The following is a 16,538-nucleotide window of genomic DNA, read 5'->3' on the forward strand; positions in this document are numbered from 1 at the left end:
TGACCTGTTACTCTGATGGAAATTTGCTGGCTTTACTGTCTGTTGATCCGGCGAATAAGCATGATGTGAGTGTTGTCAGGGAAAAGTTCTGGGTGATTGTTGAGGAGTTTTCCGGCTGTTTTCTGTTTTTGGATAAGGGGTATGTTAACAGGGAACTCGAGGAGGAGTTTTTGAGGTTTGGCGTTGTTTACACGCCAGTAAAGCGGGGGAATCAGATTAGTAATCTGGAGGAGAAGAAGTTTTACAAGTACTTGTCTGACTTTCGCAGGAGGATTGAGACTTTGTTTTCGAAGTTTTCTGAGTTTCTTCTGAGGCCGAGCAGGAGTGTTAGTTTGAGGGGGTTAGCTGTCAGGATTTTAGGGGCGATTCTGGCCGTGAATCTGGACAGATTATACAACTTCACAGGTGGTGGGAACTAGGGTCTTAAGGAGATATTTTAATCCCTCGGGAGTAAAAACATCAAACTCAAGCTCCTCTTCAAACTCCACTCTCTCAGGGAAAAGGTAAAACATCCTGTTTAGCTCTCCCCTCACCTCTACTATTCCAATATGTTCACTCCCATATAAAAACTCTGCGAGGCTTTCTAAGGTATAACATTCAGGGTCTATGAGTCTAATTGGTCGTATTCCCAGAGACGAAAAGCGCTCTTCAAGTGCCCTTGAAGTTTCTGCAAGAGAGCCTGATATTACAGAGTAGGTACATCTCTTGGGCTTTTTCGAGGTTGAGCTTGGGAGGTAATGTAGTGGGATCCTCAATCCCCCCAACCTCTCCTTTTGTATCCTTTTTTAATGCTCTGCAGTGCGAAGATGAAAAACAATACAAAAGTTACAATGTTGCTGAGCTGAGAGAGGTCAATAACATTTTCAAGTGCCAAATAGCCAGCTAAAAATGTCAAAATACCTAGGGCCACTTCTATTGCCGTCACTACCAGCTCGAACGTGCTCCTCTTAGCTAACTTGCCCTCGGCGATTTTCTTAAATATCTCTTCAAGGGCAGAGTCCTTTTTGATGAGAAACACCATGTACTTGTCCTTATTTTTGAACTTAATTCTCTCCTCACTCGGCACGAGATAAAACCAGCGGTTCATTCCATCAGTTAGCTCAACTACATAAAGCCTGTTCGATTTCGAGAAGAGGTTTTGGGCGTTCATCAAAAGGGTGTACTCGTCGGGATTCACCACCCTGTTAAAGGACTTTTCCCCTTAAAAAGCCCCTCCAGCTCCTTGGCTTTTTCGCTTATCATCTGCTCAGGCTTTAATTTAATGAGAACATAGACTAACCTCTTCTCTCTTTTTCGAGGGATAGTCTTTTTCTCCACTTTCTTTTTGTTCTCTGGTTTCCCTTTAGGCTTTCGTGGAATTATAATCGGGCCCGGAACAAAGGTCATTTCTCTTCCCGCTTAGGATACAACTTCAAATCTTAAAAAGTTATTGAAAAAGGAGAATTAAGAGCTGAATTCTTGAATCTTTTTCCTCACGAGGTGGCTAACCAGCTTCCCATCGGCCTTTCCTCTAAGCTTGGCCATTGCCCTTCCCATAAGCATTCCCATGGCACCCATGCCCTTGGCCTTCACGACCTCTATGTTCTCCTGGACTATTTCGTTGATTATCCTCTCTACCTCTTCTTCACTTAGCAATGTAAGGCCTTTCTCTTCTGCAACCTGCAAAGCGGTCTTTTCTGGATGGAGTGCGAGCTCCTTAAATATCTCTTCAAATGCCTCCTTTGCTATTCTGTTGTCAAGCAAAAGCCTGAACGCATCTTTTATATGCTCGTCAGTGATGTTCTCAATTGGAACTTCCTTCTTGAGACCCTTGAGAACCACAACGAGGACTGAAGCTGCCAGAGAGGGCTTGACACCCATTGCTATAAGTTCCTCAAAGAGCTCATCCCTCTCGTCATCAACCAGCGTCTGGGCCAAGCTCTTATCTATGCCGTATTCCTTGATGTAGCGCTCAACTCTTGCCTGCGGGTATTCTGGAAGGTTCTCCAAGATTTCCTTCTTGAGATCTTCACTGACAAATATTGGCGGAATATCTGTTTCGGGGTACATTCTGGCCTTTCCTGGGAGAGGACGCATATATTGTGTGTTTCCATCCGGCAAAGCCCTTCTCGTTTCCTCGGGGACGCCTCTAATGGCTTCTCTCGCCCTCTGAAGAACCTCCCTGAGAGCGTTCTTGGCGACTTCTTCCTCAGCCGCAACCAGAACAAAGGCATCGAGCTCGCCAAGGTTTAGCCTCTCAATGACCTTATCAACTTCTTCTTGACTTATACCGTAATTCGGCAGCTCATCAATGTGAAATATACCTTTTACGTACTTCTTAGCCCTGTCAGCCATTTCCGTTCCAAGTCTTCTTCCGGGCTGAATTTCGGACCCTATGAGTCCCCTGAACTTTGGAAGCTTGACGGCTAAAACTTTTCCTCCCCTCTTTAAGGTGCTGGCAATTATTTTTGAGCCAGTGTTGGCGAAGATGTCACTCACATCATAAAACTCCTCTTTTAGCTCTTCCTCCTTCGCTCCCCTCTTCTCGAGCTCCTCTTTAATCTTTATGAGATTGAGCTGTCTTTCAACTTCGCGCTCTATTATCACGGGTATCATGTCAAGCTCTTGGACACCCTTAATCTCTATTCTAGCCCCATCTTTGATAGAAACGTTTAAATCCTGCCTTATTGTTCCAAGACCGCGTTTTACTTTGCGCGTTGCTCTCAAAGCATCACCTATGAACTTCGCCACTACCTTTGCCTGCTCCGGATGGTGGATATCTGGAGTTGTGGAAATCTCAATTAATGGAATCCCCAGACGGTCAAGCCTGTAAACTGCTTTTTTGTCTCCCTGCTCTATAATTCTGCACGCGTCTTCCTCAAGGCAGATAGTTGGAATTCCAACGCTTCCCCAGGGCGTGTCTACCTTACCGTTAACGCCGACTATAGCGGTTCTCTGGAAACCGGAGACGTTTGAACCGTCTATGACAATCTTTCTCATAAAGTGGACCTCATCAACAGGAACGGCGTTTAAGAGATATGTAATCTGGAGAGCAACCCTCAAGGCCTCTTCGTCCGGCAGGTGGGGTGGTTCCTCGTCCAGATAGACCAGATCACTGTACTTGTAGTTCCCTTCATAGACAAAAGCCCTGCCCTTCTTGAACTCTTCAAGCGCGGCCTGGTCAATCTCCCCGAGCTCGCTCATAGTAGGCCTTAATCTTCTCTCAACTGTAAAATCAACTTCATCATGAAGCTCGCTTGGAACGGGTGAGAACAGCTTTTTCGTGTCGAGCTGTCTGTGGATTTCGAGGCCCACTTTAAGTCCAAGTGCTTTGTAATCAAACTCCATATCCATCACCTCAGATAAGCGTCAAACCTTGTGTAGGGGGTGATTTCTCCAGCATAGTTCGTCAGCATCATCTTTCTAACTTCGTCAGGGTTCTGGACATGACCGAGAACCCACATGAGCTTTACATAGGCTGTTTCTGGAAGCATGTCTTCACATGGGATAACACCGGCCCTAAGAAGCCTTCTACCCGTGGAATAGACGTTGAGGTTGACCCTACCGTAGAGGCACTGGCTCGTCATGCAGACTGCAACCCCTTCTTCAACTGCCCTCTCTATCGTGGGTATTATGTCATTTGATGTGTGGCCTAGGCCGGTACCTTCTATTACAATTCCCTTGTAGCCCCTATCAACTAAAAAGTCAATGAGCTCTCCGCTCATGCCAGGATAGACCTTTATGAGGGCAACTTTCTCTTCAAGCTTGTCGTCCACCCACACTTCACTTTCACTTCTCTTTCTGTAGTCGTCCCTCAGGTATTCAACCCTTCCATCGGGCCATATCTTTGCTATGGGGACGTCGTTTATGCTCCTAAAAGCATCTCTCCTTGAGGTGTGCATCTTTCTGACCTTTGTCCCTCTGTGTGCTAGGCAGTAAGTATCGCCGCTTTCCCCGTGCATTACAACTGCAACCTCCCCAAAGTCTTCAACTGCCATTCTGGTGGAGCATATTAGGTTCATCGCAGCATCACTTGAGGGCCTATCACTGCTCCTCTGAGAGCCGACGAAAATTACGGGCTTTCCTAAATCCCTCAGCATGAAGCTCAATGCAGCGGCAGAATAACCCATCGTGTCTGTTCCGTGTCCTATTACTACCCCATCTTCTCCACTGTTAAGGGCCTTTGCAACTTCGTGGGCCATCTTTTTCCAATATTCGGGCTTCATGTCTTCGCTCATTATGTTAAAGAGCAACTTTGGTGTTATGTTGGCTATTTCAAAAATTTCTGGCACTGCTTTTGCCAGCTCCTCCGCTGTAAAAGCCGCATGAACAGCACCTGTCTTGTAGTCTATTTTGCTCGCTATTGTTCCACCGGTTCCTATTATGGTAACGTTGGGGAGTCCGGGCTTTTTGGGGAGGACTTCTTTAAATGAAACTTCTTCTCTTGGCTTGGCTTTTTCAAGGATTTTTACTTCCGCTATCTGGTCGATTAAAATCCCGATGTTGTACCCGTTGTCGAGCTTTATTGTAAGGGTTTCTCCCTTCGAAAGCTCATATGGAGGCATTACAATGCCCCTGTGGACAACTGTTGTGTTGTTTTCCTTCTCAACAACCTCAACATAATCGCCAATCTCAATGCCCTTTTCCTTCATGAAAAGCTCAACTTTCCTCATAGCGAAACCCCCTTTGAATCTTAGGCTAGATAGAGGTGGGAGAGATATAAACATTGTCTCCTTTCCCACCACAAGTATAGCTCCTATCGAGTCTCGATTTTAAACCTTGGCTCTTCAATCCACTCTGACCTGCACTTTGGACATTTGCTGGGAATTTTTATCTCCGGTTTAAATACGAAGCCACATTTCTTGCATTGGGCTGGTTGAATGAGGAGAGCCTTTCCCTCGCGCTTTACGATGTTAGCAATTGCTTTGAGGTCTTCAAGAATTACATTTCTGCTTCCCTTACCCCTCATCTCAAGGAGCATTGCAAGCTCACTTACACTGTAGTCCCTCTCCTCCAAAAGCTTTATTATCTTCTGCCTTCTCGTCATCATGGGGTAAGGTTCGAAAGAACATTAAAAAGCTTAAGGGTGCCGGGTGATGATAATAGAAAAGGCCGAAGAGATACTCAAAGAGTCCAAGCTATGTGACCGCTGCCTGGGCAGAGCTTTTGGCCTGCTTGGAAAGGGAGACAACTACATACGTGGAAAATCAATAAGGCTAGTCCTCAATATGGAACGAGAAGCGAGAGGAGAAGTGAGCTTCCAGGAGCCCCAGGAATGTGAGCTTTGCAAGAACGTCTTTAAAAAGACCGAATACCTCGCAAGGCTCTGCTACGATAAGGTTTCAGAGCTAGAACTTGAGTTTGAGAGCTTTCTCGTTGGTTCAAGGGTTCCCAAAGAAATCGCGGATAAGGAGCGAGAGCTAATTGAGAGGTTTGGGCTGAAGTATGCTGAACCAATAAACAGGGAATTGAACAGAGAAATTGGAAAGATCCTTGAGCTCATACTTCAAAAGCCCGTGAATAAAAGCAACCCCGATGTCGTTTTTATAGTGGAACCTTACCAGGAGAAAGTGGAGCTTCAGATAAAACCCCTCTATGTCTATGGACGTTATAGGAAGCTGGTCAGGGGGATTCCACAAACGCCATTAAGAGGATTCAAAGAAAGTGTTGCGTCAATAATCTGCAAACCTTTTTCAAAAGCGACAAAAGGAAAATGCATATTCCACGGAGCTGGAAGAGAGGACGTAGATGTGAGAATGCTTGGGAATGGAAGACCCTTCGTTGTCGAGGTCAAGAGGCCGATAAAAAGGCATATTGACTTGGAGAAGATTGCAGAGGAAATCAACAAAAGCGGGAAAGTTGAGGTTTTAGGATTGAGGTTTATAACCAAGGAAGAGGCAGAAAATGTTCTCACGTCAAACCACAAAAAAGAATACGAGGCCATTGTTTATGTTGAGGAAGGCATCAGCGAGGAAGAGGTTGAAAAAGTTGTCAAGACACTTGAAGGGGCCACTATTAACCAGAGAACACCCAGAAGGGTTTTGGGAAGAAGGGCTGATTTGGTGAGGGTGAGAAAGGTTCACAAAGCTGAAGGCGAGCTTATTGATGAGAAACACTTTAAACTCCGCCTGATAACCGACGGAGGCCTCTATATAAAAGAGCTGGTCTCCGGAGACAATGGAAGAACGAGTCCCTCAGTTAGCGAGATACTGGGCAAAAAGGCATGGTGTGAAAAGCTTGATGTGCTGAACATCCTAGATGAGCAGTGAAAACTTTATAAATGGTTGAGCGGATGAGCTTATGATACTGGGAAAGACCCGTAGTTTATAGCGCTTGTTCCTAAACGTATAAGTTGTTGAGACTCCTAAATAAGCTCTAAGAGGTGAGTAATATGGTTCAAAAGGCCCATACTATTAGAAGGAAAACTAGGGGTAAGCTTAGCAAATCACCAAGAAGGAGAGGTCTTCCTCCACTAACAAGGTTCCTTCAGGAGTTTGAAGTTGGTCAGAGAGTCCACATAGTGATTGAGCCAAGCTACCACAAGGGAATGCCAGACCCAAGATTCCACGGAAGAACAGGTACTGTGGTTGGAAAGAGGGGAGATGCATATATCGTCCAGATCAATGACGGTAGTAAGGTTAAGACCTTCTTCATTCACCCAGTTCACTTAAGGCCCCAGAAGTGAGAACTATGATAGGGCGCAAAAAGCTCAAGGAGAAATACATCTCAATTCCGGAGGCAAAGGAGCTGCTGCTTAAAAGGAGAGAAGAAGGGCTAGAGGAAAACCCAGAGGAGCCAATATTCTATGAAGCAAGGGTTAGCATTGAGCACGCAGAGAAGTTCTCAAAGCTCCCAGCAGAAAAAGCAAAAGAGCTCAGAGAGAAGCTAATAGGCCTCTTTGAATGGCTTGATGAAAGGATAGCGACAAAAATTGTCGACATAATGCCCGAGGACTACTTTGACATAAGGGTTATCTTCGCCAAGGAAGAGTACACGCCCACTAAAGAGGAGGCAGAAAAGATACTCGAAATCCTCGCAGAATATAGGGAGTAACTCCTCTCCTCTTCTTTTTCAAAATTTCTCGAAAAGTATTAAAAGCCTTAGGCAGTATATTCTTGGGGGGAGAGACCATGGATTATTATCGTAGAAGACATTCCTACGCACAAAGCGCCGATAAAAAGAAGCATAATGTGGAGTATGAAGAATATGCGTATGTGTTAGATTACCTTCCCACCGGTTATCTCGATCTTGAACACCGAAACCTTAGGGACAACAAGCCGGTAGCACAGGTTATTGGGGAGAAGGCTTTTACCCTGCTCGAGGTAATTCCGAAGACAGACCTCATGCTCTATGAGAGGGTCTTTGTTGGAAAGGGACAGAGAGACAAGATACTTATGATAAGTAAAAAGCTCAACTATGATGAGCTGACTCCAACAGCGAAGGCCGAGCTTCCGTACGTCCTCGAGGAGATTGTAAAGAACAACGAAGAGCGTTTTGTGAAGTTCTTTAACGTTGCTCCGCCAATTACAAACAGACTCCACAGCCTGGAACTGCTCCCGGGAATAGGAAAGAAGCACATGTGGGACATTTTGGAGGAGAGGGAAAAAGAGCCCTTCAAGAGCTTTGAGGACTTGAAGCACAGGGTAAAGGGACTCCCGGACCCGGTAAAAATGATAGCGAGAAGAATCTTGGATGAGCTTGAGAACAAAGACCGCTACAGGCTTTTCGTAGGTTCAAGAAGAATATTCAGGGAGTAAATATGCACTCCAAAGTCTTTTCTTTAATTTCTAAATATAACTTAAGGCCGAATTCTGATCTTGGCCAGAACTTCCTCATAGTGGAGGATGTTATCCAAAGGGAAGTGGAAAGGGCAGATATAAAGGAAAATGAGACCGTCCTCGAAATAGGGCCCGGTTTGGGCGTGCTGACAGACAAGCTGGCAAAAAGGGCAAAGAAAGTTTACGCCATAGAGACGGACGCGCGGATTATTGAAATACTAAAAAAGGAGTACAATTGGGACAACGTGGAAATCATACACGGCGATGCCCTTAAGATAGACTTTCCCGAGTTCGATAAGATAGTTTCCAATCTCCCCTATCAGATATCTTCTCCAATAACCTTCAAGTTTTTGAAGTATGAGTTTAAGAAAGCCGTGCTCATTTATCAGCTTGAATTTGCCCAGCGAATGGTGGCAAAGCCGGGGGATAAAAACTATTCCCGCCTCTCGGTAATGGTGCAGGCTAAGGCAGATGTTGACCTTGTTGAAAGAATAGGCAGAGGGGCGTTCTACCCAAGACCAAAAGTCGATTCTGCAGTAATAGTAATGACGCCCAAACCCAAAGAGGAACAGATAGCTCTAAATGAGAACCTCGTGAAGGCCCTCTTCCAGCACAGAAGAAAGCTTGCGAGCAAGGCCCTAAAGGATTCCTACCACATGCTGGGCATTACGAAGGATGAGTTCAAAAAGCTCAAACCTGTTATTGAGAGTATTCCCCACTCCCAGAAGAGAGTCTTTCAGCTTTCAATTGAGGAGATAAAGGATATAGAAGAGTTTCTAAGAAGCCAAAACCTCATTGAGTAGCATTGTCTTTTAATGAGAGGTACTTCTCTTTCAGGGCTTTTATGTGGTTGTAGTGTCCCCACTCAATCTCCGCCAGCCATTTTGCTACCTCTTTAACCTCGGGGTTTTCACTCAGCTTCGAGAGGTACTCGTAAGCCTCTGCCGCCATCTTTTCGTTCTCCATTAAGATGTCAAAAAGCTCCTCTGCCCTTCCCTTTTCTAAGAACCTCTCAAGTTCAGGCTCGGCCAAAACTACCTCTAAGGGAGGTAAATTAACCAGGATAGGTTTTTCACCCGGAAACAGCTTTTTGTAAAGTCGAAGCAGCTCTTCTGCATGCTCCAAGCTCTCTTCGCTGAGCTTACGAAAAACCTTGGGTACTTCTTCAATCCACGTCAATTCCTTGCTCAGCTCATAGAGGCGATGATACATCTCAGCCTCCTCAACCTCCGCGTTTATCCAGTAGGAAAGAAGTTCCTTCATGCTTAATTTAGGAAGTGTTTGGAGAAGCTTCTTTATATTTTCTTTAACAGTTAAGGATACCTCTCTCATAACAACACCTCATGTTCACTTTTTGGTTACCCGCTCATTGAAAATAAAAATCATTGAGCAGCCTGATTGTTCTTTACTGCAAGATATTCTTCTTTCAGGTTTTTTAGTTTATTGTATCGTTCCCGCTCAATATCCGCCAGCCTATTTATTTCTATTTCAAAGTTTAAAAATATTGCATATCCCCTTCGCTGGGTTTTTAAACCCCCGGCCAAATTCTCACACATGATAGTTGCAATAATAGACGGCTACACCGACGAACCAGCGGGACTTGGAGTGCCCCCTTATTTGGGAATCTATCCAAGATACGCCTACGGTGCAATAAAAAAAGCCAGAAAAGATGCGAGAATTTTTTATCTCACAATAGATGACCTGCGCTTTACTTTTGAGGGCGAACAGGGGATAAAGACCAAAAATAAAACTCCCAACGTACATAAAACAAAAGAGATTCTTGAGAAAGCAGATGTGATTGTATACATAGGTGGACTGCACACTCCGGGAAAATACCTTTCTGCGGTCCCTTCTCAGGTGGAAGAGGTTGCGAAGTTTATAAAGCCGTTCAAGGGCATTAAAATCCTCGGCGGACCGGCATTTATGGGCTCGGCCCATGAGGGCGGAACAAAGATAGGCTCGAGAGAACTTGCCCTTGCTCAGGCGATTTTTGACCACATCGCTTACGGCGACCTGGAGGCTTTTCTCTATGACTTCTTCACAAACCCCAAAGAAGCGAACCCCCTCCGCTTCAGGGACTATTCGGAATTGAGGGACTATGCACTCTTAGGTGCCGAAGTGGTGAAGCAGTTCCCGGATTACCCCGATTTTGTCATAGTGGAGATCGAGACCCAGAGGGGATGCCCAAAGGCTGCCGGCATAGGGGGCTGCTCCTTCTGTACGGAGCCGGTAAGGTATAAATCAATAGAAGACCGACCTATTGAAGACATCGTCAAAGAGGTCGAAGTCTTCTATAATCTCGGAGTGAGGCACTTTAGAATAGGAAGACAGAGCTGTATCTTCTCTTACATGGCGAAGCCTAATGATAGAGTTCCGGTTCCAAATCCCGAGGCAATTGAAAAGCTTTTCAAGGGAATTAGAGCAGCTGCACCGGAAGTAAAGACCCTCCACGTAGACAATGCCAACCCCGCGGTCATAGCGAACTACCCTGAGGAGAGCATCAGGATAGCGAAGACACTCATAAAATACGGCACGCCCGGAAATGTCGTTGCCTTCGGGCTTGAAACTGCTGATCCGAAGGTAGCGAAGCTCAACAACCTGAACTCCACACCGGAAGAGACTTACGAAGCCGTTAAGATTCTAAACGAGGTTGGCGCTAAAAGGGGTTACAACGGGATGCCATGGCTCCTGCCCGGAATTAACATCCTCTTCGGTCTCCCCGGAGAGACCAAGAAGACCTATGAGCTCACCTACGAGTTTTTGAAGAAAATACTCGACGAGGGACTGCTGGTGAGGAGGATAAACATAAGGCAGGTGGTTGTATTCCCGGGAACGCCTTTATGGCACATAAGGGACAAGGTAAAGACCGAGAAGCACAAAACCCTGATCAAGCACTATAAGTACAAAATAAGGCACGAGATAGACTATCCAATGCTCAAACGCCTCGTTCCCGTTGGGACAATATTGAGGGATGTTAGGGCTGAAGTGTTTGACAACGGCTTAACATACGGGAGGCAGATAGGGAGCTATCCCTTAATAGTAGGAATCCCAAAGAAAATTGAGCTGAACAGGTTTTACGACGTTCTCATTGTTGACCACGGCTTCAGGAGCATAACGGGAGTCCCAATACCGATAAACCCAAACACCGAGAGCCCCAAGGTTTTAACTTATCTGCCCGGGATTGGAAAGAAGAAGGTCGTAAGAATTCTCGCAAAGAGGCCGTTCAAAACCAAAGAGGAGTTTTTGGAAATAGTTGAGCCGGAGAAAAGAGAAATATACAGAGATATTGTGGTCATTTGACCCTTGAGCCTATGATGGCCTTTAACAGCAAAACCTCCGCAAAGAGCGTTTGTTCATTTGTGGCTTCAAGCACTACAATGCCCTCCTTCGGCGAATATATGCGGTCTATTTTTCCTCCCTCTGCGGGCCCCCTTAGCATAACGAGCAGGTGTTTTTTGTTTCCTATGAGTCCAAGCCCAATTTCAACCCTCTGAATGAAGCCAAGGGATGTTACGTGTATTTTTTCAACATCGGCCTGAGCTCTAGCCATGGACTCGTTCTCATCGTATCCCTTTCCTTTGTAATACCAGTACCTGTTTGCGGTGAACACTGGCGACAGTACTGCTGATATCTCTGTTGCGGTTCTTGTTCTCCACACGCACACATCACCAAGAGTTCTAGCATCACAGTTTCTGAACATTGGGTCTCCAACTATGATGGTCATGCCTTCGTATACAGTCCCCCTAAGGGTTAAATTCAAATCTAAGATGGGATCGCCGGTGTTGTAGCTTTCAAGAAGGATTTTGTGGTCAACCCCATTATAAGGAACTTTAACAAGAACTTTTCTCAAGGGTTCTTTATCCGGATAAACATTACTCGAAAAGTGCAGATATCCATAACTAATGACAGCCAAGGGGGCGACCACAAGGATAAGCAACAGAAGTAGTGCAGCTAATTTTTTATTCAATCCCAAAACCTCCAGAAAAGTTAATTAAAAAAGAAGGGAAAAGCTTCAGAGCCCAGCCAGGTACTCCATGAGCTCCTTGGCTGCGTCTCTTGTTGCGTACCTGTCCTTACCGGCAACGATGAGGACGTCGAATGTTCCAAATGCATCTTCGATGTATTCGAGGTCGCCATCGCTGTTCTCCCAGTCAACTGTGCTTAGTCCTTGGTCGACGAGGTACTTGGTGATTGCGTTTGCAACTGGTCCACCGACGAGGATGAGGTTGCTGTCGACTGCGTTGAGGTCAAGCTCGCTGTCAAGGACTGTGATTGGCTCGGCTGGAACCATTGGTGTAACCTTGGTGTAGGCCTCGCCCTTGATTGCCTCAATTGTCCATCCTTCGAACTCGTCGCCAACCTTGAGCTCCTTGGTCTCCCAGGTCTTCTCAACGGGCTCAACTACAATGTATGACTTAACTGCGTACTCTTCCTTGCCATCTTTGTCAACGTCCTTTGTGTAGACCTCGGACTTGTAGTACATCTTGTACTTGCCGAGAATGTCGAGCTCTTTGCCCTCAAGGTCGTTCTTGTTTGTGAGTGTAACCTTCACTATCTTTCCGCCTGAGAAGTCAAAGCGAACTTCCCATCCTGGGATGAGTTCGTCACCAGTCTTCACGGTCTTCTGGTTGGTTACGACTTTAATTGTTGCTATGAGGTTTCCATCGATACCGACGAATGTGTCTGTAAGTTTGAGGATTATTCCTCCATCTCCAAAGACATCCTTCTCTTCGTCCTTGTTGAGTATAACGAGCTGGTCAACTCCCTCTGGGCTTGTAACCTCTACAAGTGCTCTGTTCTCGTTAACGCTTATGTCAACTGCCTTAACCTTGTAGCCGTCGTAGTCTTTTATGTCTCCAAGCCTGAACCAGACTTCGCCGTGGTCTTTACCGTAGGTCATGCTCCCTTCTGTCGCATTGAGCTTCAATACATAGTAGGTGTTTCCAAGGATTGTGAATGTGTCCCCTTCGTCAACACCGTCGTAAACAGTCTCAACGAAGTTGTATCCCTCTGGTTGGTCATCGTCTACAACTGTATCTGTTGTCTTTGTTTGATCAAGGCTTCCCCAGATGGTGCTGTTTGTTACTGTTTCCTTCTCCCACTTGCTTATGGCATAGTTGAGTGTAACAGTGAAGTTGCCAGCTGGGATCTTAAGGGTAGCTTCCTTTGGTGGGTAGGTAATTGTCTCCTGGTTCTCGTCAACAAGCTCTATGTCCAAAATCTCGAAGTCCCAGTCGACCTGGGCGTCGCCATTTATTTGATCCATGTTTTCAATTTCGCCTTCGAACTTTGGCATCCAGCTGTCCCATGCTGAGTAAGCACCGTTGTAGGCGTCGGCACTTCCGTTATACCAGAAGTTGTCGTCTGCAAGGTCTGAAAGTTCCTCATTATCTGTGTTTGGGTCAACGCCAGTGTCTTCGTAGAGGTTGCTGTAAACCGGGATTGGGTCTGGGTATTGTGTAGTTTCTCTCTTAACAACTACACTAACACCGCTTGCCTCTACTTCCTCAGATGTGTAGAGCAAGCTTCCAATTGCAAGAGCCACGTCAGCAGCGCTGGCAACGTCCATGGTTGATGGTGCGTTTGCACCGACTACGATTTTAACGTTTGGCATTCCATCCTTAACAAAGAACTCCTTCCCTGGTAGTGCAGCGTTTGCATATCCAAGGGTCGCTCCAACCATTGCGGCACCAACGGCAAGGGCCGCGATCTTTCTTACCTTCATGTCTTCACACCTCCGATACCTTGTGGGGGGCTAAACCCCCAACTATGGTATTCTTCAATACCTCTATGTAGTCTAGGGTTTATATACTTTTCGCTTTCAGACCCTTTCTAACGATTAGAAAAGCCTTCTTTTTGCCCAGATGGTCAAAAGTGGCATTTACCTACTGCCTACACCCAATTCGCCTTTTGCCGATAATATCTCGACAAAAGTTGAAGGGAGAGCATAGATACCCAATCCGCAATCACGGCCCTTACTTATAAGCTTTCTCATCAATAAATTAAAAGGTTGAGCAGAGGGTCAGGAGAGCCTGAATTTGAAGGTGTCCTTTTCTATGAGCTTCTTCTTAAGCGGTCTGTGAGTGAGCTCATGGACAAAGCCACCCAAATCCGTGAGAGCATTTTGAAGTTCTGTTGCAGAGATATCAACTATCTCTGGCTCGATTATCGATATTGCAACCGGCGCATATTTTGCCGTAAGCTGGAAAAGAACCTCAAACGGCGATATCAGCTCGCTAGCCACAAGGGCATATATTCTGTCCCCTCTTTCCTCCTGCACCTTAACAGCAATTTTGTTGATCTTACAGCCCTCATATGCGAAGGCCTTCAGCATGGTCTCCTCTATCGATTCTTTGTCCTTTCCAAAGGTTTCTATAACGAAGCGGTAGAGAATTTCTTTGCCATCTATTATCATCTCTTCAATCTCTTCCCTGCTGTAGCCCACTCTCGGTTTTGGAATCTCATCAAGTGGAGGATACGCCACAAGTCCACCAAACTTCTCCATGAGCTTGCCCATGAACAAAGAAACTTCCCCAAGGATTTTCATAAGGTCTTTGGCATCTATTTCAATTTTGGCAGGGGATACAACTTCAACTATTGCGGGGGCATATTTCATGGTGGCTTTTACTATTTCTTCAAAAGAACCCTCCAGTTCTGCCTCAACCATGCTTGAGTATTTGAGCATCTCCTCTTCAGGATTTTCAAGGATATCCTCGGCTCTTATGTTCTCAACCTTTACATTGGTTTCATTCTTTAGGGATTTCGCGATCTCCTCAACAGCCCTTTCCAAAGCTTTCCTATCGTTTGAGAGAGCTTCTATGTAAAATCTAACCTTCATTATCGCCATATTACCACCACATTCCTCTGTAATATCTTTTCCTATATTCACCAACTATGGGTATGGGCTCACCACAGTATCCGCACTTTCCGTCTTTTATGTGGTACTCCTCTATGGTAAAGCCCCACCTCACTATTAAAGGTTTTCCACACTTTGGACAGTAGGTGTTTTCTCCCTCATGTCCCGGTATATTTCCAACGTACACAAACTTAAGCCCTTCTTCCCTTGCTATGCGGTAGGCTTTCTCAACGGTCTCAATCGGCGTGGGAGGTAAATTAAGGAGCCTGTAGTACGGGAAAAAGCGTGAGAAGTGCACTGGTGTATCACCACCAAGCTCCTCAACAACCCACCGTGCAAAGGCCCTTATTTCCTCTTCGCTGTCGTTCAGCGTGGGTATTATAAGGTACGTAAGCTCAACGTGAATCCCAAACTCCTTCTTGGCTATAACCGCGGTTCTCTTGCTTGGCTCCAAACTTGGCACCTTTGAAATCTTTCTGTAAAACTCATCACGGAAGGCCTTTATGTCAATGTTCATGGCATCTATATAGGGAGCAAGTTCTCTGAAGGGTTCCTCGTTTATGTAGCCGTTCGTCACAAGGATGTTCTTCAGGCCTTCTCCTTTGGCAAGCTTTGAAGTTTCAAGAACGAATTCATACCACACCGTCGGCTCGTTGTAGGTGTAGGCTAAGCTCTCGCATTCATAGTGCTTTGCCAGCCTTACAATGGCTTCTGGAGTGGCTTCCTCAAGGTAAGGAAAGGTTTCATCTGCCTGGCTTATCTCCCAGTTCTGGCAGTGGAGGCAGTGCATATTACATCCCACGGTACCTATGGAGAAGGCACAGGAGCCCGGATAGAAGTGGAAAAGGGGTTTCTTCTCAACCGGATCAGCGGCTATAGAGGATACCTTTCCATAGTTGAGCGTGTAAAGTTTACCTCCAATGTTTTTCCTGACCCTGCAGGAACCTCTCCGCCCCTCATCTATAATGCAGTTTAAGGGACATAAGCGGCATCTCACCCTGTTGCCCTCTAAGGGTTCCCAGTACATAGCCTCTCTCATAATCTCACCATTGTAAGATAGTACCGGCTATAGTTTAAGCTTTTGGTTCAGGAAGAAAAATTGGGTATTGCTCACTTGGCACCAACAAAGTCCAATCATCCTCCTGCGGCCACGGGCATTATTATAACTCTATCCATGTCCTTAAGCTTAGCTTCAATGCCCCCCAGGAACTCCACAGAGCGGCCGTTTATTAGAATCACTACGTCTTTCTTGCTAAAATCTACCTTAATCCCTTTTTCAGCTTCTAATTTCTGCAGGAGATCCTTTAGAGTAGAGCCATCTTCAAGAAAGACCCAGAATTCAGGTTTATCCACTTCTCCAGCAACTTGAGCGACAAGCTTGACAAACACCTTCATAGCCTCACCTACAAAATAAATTGGGAAAATTGAAAAATTCAAAGCTGCTCTGCAACTTCATCGAGCCCGAGTTCCTTGAGCTTCTCCTTTGTCGGCACCCCGTTTTCGTCCCAGCCCCTGGCTTTGTAGTAGTCTTTTAGAAGAACCTCCTCCTCAAATACCTGCCCCTTGGAAGGCTCTCTCGGCACGGGCTCTTTCACAATCCTTTCAGGCATCCTGTCGTACTTTCCATCAATGCCTTCTCTAACGTTTATGGCTCTCTCGAGGTTGAATATCCTCTCTCCGACAAGCCAGAGGTACTTTGGATCCCTAAACTCTTCAATACCCGTCGCAGCATAGAGCATCTTGGCATACATATCAACTGTAATCATTTCGGTGTTGAATGGGAATATACAGAATACAGCAGTTTCCGCAATCGCAGTTTCATCTTGAACACACTTTGTTATCTCGCCTTTACTTTTTCTTCTGAAAGCCTCGCCCTTTAGGGCGGGGATGCAGTAAACTACCCAACAGCCCTCAAACAGGAAAGC

The 16,538-nt window shown here is 45.7% G+C and carries 20 protein-coding genes; 7 read left to right on the forward strand and 13 right to left on the reverse strand.

Going from position 1 to position 16,538, the window contains the following annotated elements; translation table 11 throughout:
* On the forward strand, positions 1–419 hold a 419-nt coding region (locus GBV73_RS07575; protein ID WP_152880017.1), incomplete at its 5' end, for a transposase.
* Here GBV73_RS07575 and GBV73_RS07580 read toward each other — a convergent pair.
* From GBV73_RS07580 to GBV73_RS07600, 6 genes are all read right to left on the reverse strand, one after another.
* Positions 390–755 (reverse strand): hypothetical protein, encoded by a 366-nt coding sequence (locus GBV73_RS07580; RefSeq protein WP_253910327.1) that lies wholly within the window; start codon positions 753–755, stop codon positions 390–392. The two genes, GBV73_RS07575 and GBV73_RS07580, sit on opposite strands and share 30 nt — an antisense overlap.
* Positions 752–1,177 (reverse strand): hypothetical protein, encoded by a 426-nt coding sequence (locus GBV73_RS07585; RefSeq protein ID WP_253910328.1) that lies wholly within the window; start codon positions 1,175–1,177, stop codon positions 752–754. Before GBV73_RS07585 ends, GBV73_RS07580 begins: the two co-directional genes overlap by 4 nt.
* Positions 1,174–1,386 carry a hypothetical protein gene (locus GBV73_RS11380; RefSeq protein WP_253910329.1) on the reverse strand — a complete coding sequence of 71 codons (213 nt, stop codon included), beginning with the start codon at positions 1,384–1,386 and terminating at the stop codon, positions 1,174–1,176. The genes GBV73_RS07585 and GBV73_RS11380 overlap by 4 nt, the downstream gene beginning before the upstream one ends.
* Positions 1,387–1,443: 57 nt before the next feature.
* Complete coding sequence (gatE, locus tag GBV73_RS07590) at positions 1,444–3,333, reverse strand: Glu-tRNA(Gln) amidotransferase subunit GatE (RefSeq protein WP_152880497.1); 1,890 nt, start codon at positions 3,331–3,333, stop codon at positions 1,444–1,446.
* Positions 3,333–4,652 (reverse strand): Glu-tRNA(Gln) amidotransferase subunit GatD, encoded by a 1,320-nt coding sequence (gene gatD / locus GBV73_RS07595; RefSeq protein ID WP_152880499.1) that lies wholly within the window; start codon positions 4,650–4,652, stop codon positions 3,333–3,335. Before gatD ends, gatE begins: the two co-directional genes overlap by 1 nt.
* Before the next feature lie 83 nt (positions 4,653–4,735).
* Entirely contained in the window at positions 4,736–5,029 is a 294-nt protein-coding gene (locus GBV73_RS07600; protein ID WP_152880501.1) for a transcriptional regulator, read from the reverse strand.
* 46 nt (positions 5,030–5,075) lie between these two features.
* Here GBV73_RS07600 and GBV73_RS07605 point away from each other — a divergent pair, with 46 nt between their 5' ends.
* The 5 genes from GBV73_RS07605 to rsmA all read left to right on the forward strand — a co-directional run bounded on the left by GBV73_RS07605 (position 5,076) and on the right by rsmA (position 8,560).
* Positions 5,076–6,248 (forward strand): tRNA pseudouridine(54/55) synthase Pus10, encoded by a 1,173-nt coding sequence (locus GBV73_RS07605; protein ID WP_152880503.1) that lies wholly within the window; start codon positions 5,076–5,078, stop codon positions 6,246–6,248.
* 122 nt (positions 6,249–6,370) lie between these two features.
* Positions 6,371–6,664 (forward strand): 50S ribosomal protein L21e, encoded by a 294-nt coding sequence (locus GBV73_RS07610; RefSeq protein WP_152880505.1) that lies wholly within the window; start codon positions 6,371–6,373, stop codon positions 6,662–6,664.
* Positions 6,665–6,669: 5 nt separating this feature from the next.
* Positions 6,670–7,032 carry an RNA polymerase Rpb4 family protein gene (locus GBV73_RS07615; protein ID WP_152880507.1) on the forward strand — a complete coding sequence of 121 codons (363 nt, stop codon included), beginning with the start codon at positions 6,670–6,672 and terminating at the stop codon, positions 7,030–7,032.
* 77 nt (positions 7,033–7,109) lie between these two features.
* The gene (locus GBV73_RS07620) at positions 7,110–7,736 is read left to right on the forward strand and encodes a DUF655 domain-containing protein (RefSeq protein WP_152880509.1); all 627 of its coding nucleotides are present in this window, start codon (positions 7,110–7,112) and stop codon (positions 7,734–7,736) included.
* Between the two features lie 2 nt (positions 7,737–7,738).
* A complete protein-coding gene (gene rsmA, locus GBV73_RS07625; RefSeq protein ID WP_042701004.1) occupies positions 7,739–8,560 on the forward strand; it encodes a 16S rRNA (adenine(1518)-N(6)/adenine(1519)-N(6))-dimethyltransferase RsmA in 822 nt (273 codons plus the stop codon).
* Here rsmA and GBV73_RS07630 read toward each other — a convergent pair.
* Positions 8,550–9,089 carry a ferritin family protein gene (locus GBV73_RS07630; protein ID WP_152880511.1) on the reverse strand — a complete coding sequence of 180 codons (540 nt, stop codon included), beginning with the start codon at positions 9,087–9,089 and terminating at the stop codon, positions 8,550–8,552. The genes rsmA and GBV73_RS07630 overlap by 11 nt on opposite strands.
* 222 nt (positions 9,090–9,311) lie before the next feature.
* On the opposite strand from GBV73_RS07630, the gene GBV73_RS07635 reads away from it, so the two are divergent.
* Positions 9,312–11,057: a radical SAM protein gene (locus GBV73_RS07635; protein ID WP_152880513.1), complete on the forward strand. Its 1,746-nt coding sequence runs from the start codon at positions 9,312–9,314 to the stop codon at positions 11,055–11,057.
* On the opposite strand, the gene GBV73_RS07640 is transcribed toward GBV73_RS07635, so the two are convergent.
* The 6 genes from GBV73_RS07640 to GBV73_RS07665 form a co-directional block, all read right to left on the reverse strand.
* Positions 11,050–11,724, reverse strand: coding sequence for a hypothetical protein (locus GBV73_RS07640; RefSeq protein ID WP_152880515.1), 675 nt, complete (start codon positions 11,722–11,724; stop codon positions 11,050–11,052). The genes GBV73_RS07635 and GBV73_RS07640 overlap by 8 nt on opposite strands.
* 45 nt (positions 11,725–11,769) lie before the next feature.
* The gene (locus tag GBV73_RS07645; protein WP_152880517.1) at positions 11,770–13,482 is read right to left on the reverse strand and encodes an S-layer protein; all 1,713 of its coding nucleotides are present in this window, start codon (positions 13,480–13,482) and stop codon (positions 11,770–11,772) included.
* Between the two features lie 297 nt (positions 13,483–13,779).
* Entirely contained in the window at positions 13,780–14,604 is an 825-nt protein-coding gene (locus GBV73_RS07650; protein ID WP_152880519.1) for a hypothetical protein, read from the reverse strand.
* 1 nt (position 14,605) lies between these two features.
* Positions 14,606–15,652 carry an AmmeMemoRadiSam system radical SAM enzyme gene (gene amrS / locus GBV73_RS07655; RefSeq protein ID WP_152880521.1) on the reverse strand — a complete coding sequence of 349 codons (1,047 nt, stop codon included), beginning with the start codon at positions 15,650–15,652 and terminating at the stop codon, positions 14,606–14,608.
* Positions 15,653–15,747: 95 nt separating this feature from the next.
* Positions 15,748–16,008, reverse strand: coding sequence for a MoaD/ThiS family protein (locus tag GBV73_RS07660; protein ID WP_052315931.1), 261 nt, complete (start codon positions 16,006–16,008; stop codon positions 15,748–15,750).
* A 38-nt stretch (positions 16,009–16,046) separates the two neighbouring features.
* The coding region (locus GBV73_RS07665; RefSeq protein ID WP_216643940.1) for an aldehyde ferredoxin oxidoreductase C-terminal domain-containing protein at positions 16,047–16,538 on the reverse strand (492 nt) is incomplete at its 5' end.

The organism is Thermococcus sp. 101 C5, from assembly GCF_009372125.1.
Classification (GTDB): domain Archaea; phylum Methanobacteriota_B; class Thermococci; order Thermococcales; family Thermococcaceae; genus Thermococcus_A; species Thermococcus_A bergensis.